Source organism: Streptomyces pseudogriseolus (assembly GCA_002154585.1).
GTDB classification, from domain to species: domain Bacteria; phylum Actinomycetota; class Actinomycetes; order Streptomycetales; family Streptomycetaceae; genus Streptomyces; species Streptomyces pseudogriseolus.
Genome location: MUNG01000604.1, coordinates 1 through 3,287 on the forward strand (window position 1 = coordinate 1; position 3,287 = coordinate 3,287).

Below are 3,287 nucleotides of genomic sequence, written 5' to 3' on the forward strand. Positions count from 1 at the left end.
CCCCGATTCCCACCCCCCTTCCCCGCAGCGAGAGGTGATCGATGGCCGACACGGATCCCGCCGGGCCGGTGATGGACCGGGACGAGGTGGACCGTGCGCTGGCGCGGCTCGGCGCGGAGCACGAGGCCATCGAGACCTCGCTCCTCGCCCTGCAGGACCACGCGGGCCGACGACTGCTGGAGGGCGCCCGGCTCACCGGCGTCACCGCCGAGCGGTGGACGTCCACGGAGGCGGCGATCACGCTGCTGTGGACCTACTTCGACGCGTACACGGGCGTGTTGCGCACCGCGCGGGAGATCCGCGCCCGGCGCCGCTGGTCCAGCCGCGAGGACCTGGTGGAGCTGACGGAGCTGCTGCGCGGCGAGCCGGTGACGGTGGCCGGCAGCGCCGCCGCGACGGCCAACGCGCCGACCCTGCACGGCGGTCGGGCCGGTCCGGGCGTGCTCAGCGAGCGCCACTCGCTGTCCTCCCTCGTGGACCGTATGAACGAGCTGTACGCGTCCTCGCTGGACATGGTGGTCGCCGCGGACGCGGTGTGGTCCGCGCTGCCCGCCCGGATCGATTTACTGTCGGCGGAGCTGCACCGCACGAGCAGGCTGGCGCACTCGGTCGGGGTGCGCCCTGGCGAGCATCCGGCGGGCGACGACCTGGAGCGGATCACCCGCACGCTGACGAAGCTGCGCGAGCAGGTGGTGTCGGACCCGCTGGCGTTCTGGAAGCCGGCGGAGGGCAGTTCGGCGCCGGGCGGCGGGAAGCCGGACACCACCGTCTACGACCGTGAGGCCCGGGCCCTGGAGGACGTGCGGCGCGAGATCGACGCGGTGCTGGCGGTCCGGCAGGACGCGGAGAAGCGCATCGTCCGCCTCCGCGACGTGCTCTCCCGCGCCGACCGCACCCTCGCCGAGGCGCGCACGGCGCGCGGCGAGGTGCTGGCGAAGATCGCGGCGACGGAGGTGCCGGTGGTCAGCGGCCCGCCGACGGCGCTCCAGGAGCAGCTGTCGACGGCGGCGGAGTACCGCAGGCACGCCCAGTGGCACCGGCTGTCCCCGCTGCTGGAGTCGCTGGAGCAGAAGGCGGAGGACGAACTGCTGCGCGCCCGCGAGTCGTTGACGGCGGTGACGGCGCCGCTGGCGGTGCGCGCGGAGTTGCGGGGCCGGCTGGACGCGTACAAGGCGAAGGTGTCCCGGCACGGTCTGGCCGAGGACCCGCTGCTTGTGGAGCGGTACGAGAAGGCGCGTCGCATGCTGTGGAGCGCGCCGTGCGACCTGCGGGCGGCCGAGCAGGCGGTGCTGCGCTACCAGCAGGCGGTGGCGGAGCTGCTGGGCGCCGCGCCGAGGGTGCCGGGTCAGGGGGCCGGTCCGGACGGGCACAGGGGGCCGGGCGCATGAGCGACGAGGGGGAGGCGGCCGGAGCATGAGCGAACCGGGAACCCAGGGACCCGCGGTGCCCGCGGCGCCCGCGCAGGAGCGGTCCGCGTGTCAGCGCCCCGACTGCGAGGGCACGTACGACGACGTCGGCGGGGGCGAGCTGTACTGCGACACGTGCGGTCTGGCGCCCGTGGTGTCGCCCACGGGCCTGGTGGCGTCACCCCCGACGGGCATCACGGCGGGCGGCCGCGACTCGCACGGCTCGGGTGCGGGCGCGTCCGGCGCGGGCGCGGGAAGCAACAGAAGCGGCCGCAGCGGCCGCAGCTCCCGTACGTCGTCGCAGTCGTCGAAGTCCCGTCGCTCCGTCTCCGGGCGGCTGTCACGTTCGCTGTCCGGACGGACGGCGGCGGGCCGTTCGGTGTCGGTGCGCAGTTCCGGTTCGGGCGCGGGGAGTTCGGGGCGGGGCCGGCTGGGCGTGGGGCTGGTGCGGGTGCCGCCGATCCCGCGGCCCGATCCGCGGCGGATGGTGCTGGACGACCCGGAGGTGCCGGAACGCAAGCGGTACTGCTCGCGGTCGGACTGCGCGGCGCCGGTGGGCCGGGCGCGCAACGGCCGGCCGGGCCGTACGGAGGGCTTCTGCACCAAGTGCGGTCACCCGTACTCGTTCGTGCCGAAGCTGCGTCCCGGTGACGTGGTGCACGGCCAGTACGAGGTGGTCGGCTGTCTGGCGCACGGCGGGCTCGGCTGGATCTACCTGGCCGTGGACCGCGCGGTGTCGGACCGCTGGGTGGTCCTCAAGGGCCTGCTCGACACGGGCGACCAGGACGCGATGGCGGCGGCCATCTCCGAGCGCCGCTTCCTCGCGGAGATCGAGCACGCCAACATCGTGCGGATCTACAACTTCGTGGAGCACCTGGACCAGCGCACCGGCTCCCTCGACGGCTACATCGTCATGGAGTACGTCGGCGGCAAGTCGCTGAAGGAGATCGCCAACGCCCGCCGCACGCCGGAGGGCAGGCGGGACCCGCTGCCGGTGGAGCAGGCGTGCGCGTACGGCATCGAGGCGCTGGAGGCGCTCGGGCATCTGCACAGCCGCAACCTGCTGTACTGCGACTTCAAGGTCGACAACGCGATCCAGACCGAGGACCAGCTGAAGCTGATCGACATGGGCGCGGTGCGCCGCATGGACGACGACGAGTCGGCGATCTACGGCACGGTCGGCTACCAGGCGCCGGAGGTCGCCGACGCGGGCCCGTCGGTGGCGTCCGACCTGTACACGGTCGCCCGCACGCTGGCGGTCCTCACCTTCGACTTCCAGGGCTACACCACCGTCTACGCGGACTCCCTGCCCGACCCGGACACCATCGAGGTGTTCCGGAGTTACGAGTCCTTCTACCGGCTGCTCGTACGGGCCACGGACCCGGACCCGGCGCGCCGGTTCGCCTCCGCGCAGGAGATGGCCGAGCAGCTGACGGGTGTGCTGCGGGAGGTCGTGTCGCTCCAGTCGGGGCAGGCGCGTCCGGCGCTGTCGACGCAGTTCGGTCCCGAACTGCGGGTGACGGACACGGAACTGTTCCCCGAGCTGGACGGTGACGTGTCCCGCCTGGGCGCCCGCCGCGCCCGGACCCGTAAGGGTGTGCCCGTCCCGGCGCCGGTGGCCCCGCGCTCCCCCGCCGCCCTGGTCCGGCCCGTGGACTGCCCCACGGCCGCCCTCGCGCTGCCCGTCCCGCACGTCCAGCCCACCGACCCCAACGCGGGTTTCCTCGCCGGTCTGCTGACGTCCGCGCCCGCCGAGCTGATCCACGCGCTGGCCGCCGCGCCCGACCCGTCGACCGAGACGCGGCTGCGTGAGGTGCGGGCGCGACTGGAGACGGGCGAGTGGGGGACCGCGCTGGAGGCGCTGGGCGCGCTGGAGGCCGC

At 74.3% G+C, this 3,287-nt stretch carries 2 protein-coding genes; both read left to right on the forward strand.

Features of this window, described 5'->3' with window-relative positions; genetic code table 11:
* The first annotated feature begins 41 nt into the window (after positions 1–41).
* Complete coding sequence (locus tag CCN29_RS33340) at positions 42–1,388, forward strand: hypothetical protein (protein WP_086686218.1); 1,347 nt, start codon at positions 42–44, stop codon at positions 1,386–1,388.
* A 25-nt stretch (positions 1,389–1,413) separates the two neighbouring features.
* Positions 1,414–3,287: serine/threonine protein kinase (locus CCN29_RS33345; RefSeq protein WP_086686220.1), on the forward strand; the 1,874-nt coding region annotated here is incomplete at its 3' end.

Coding starts and splice junctions, on each gene's coding strand:
- CCN29_RS33340 (WP_086686218.1), top strand. CDS start 42: ATGGCCGACACGGATCCCGCCGGGCCGGTGATGGACCGGGACGAGGTG.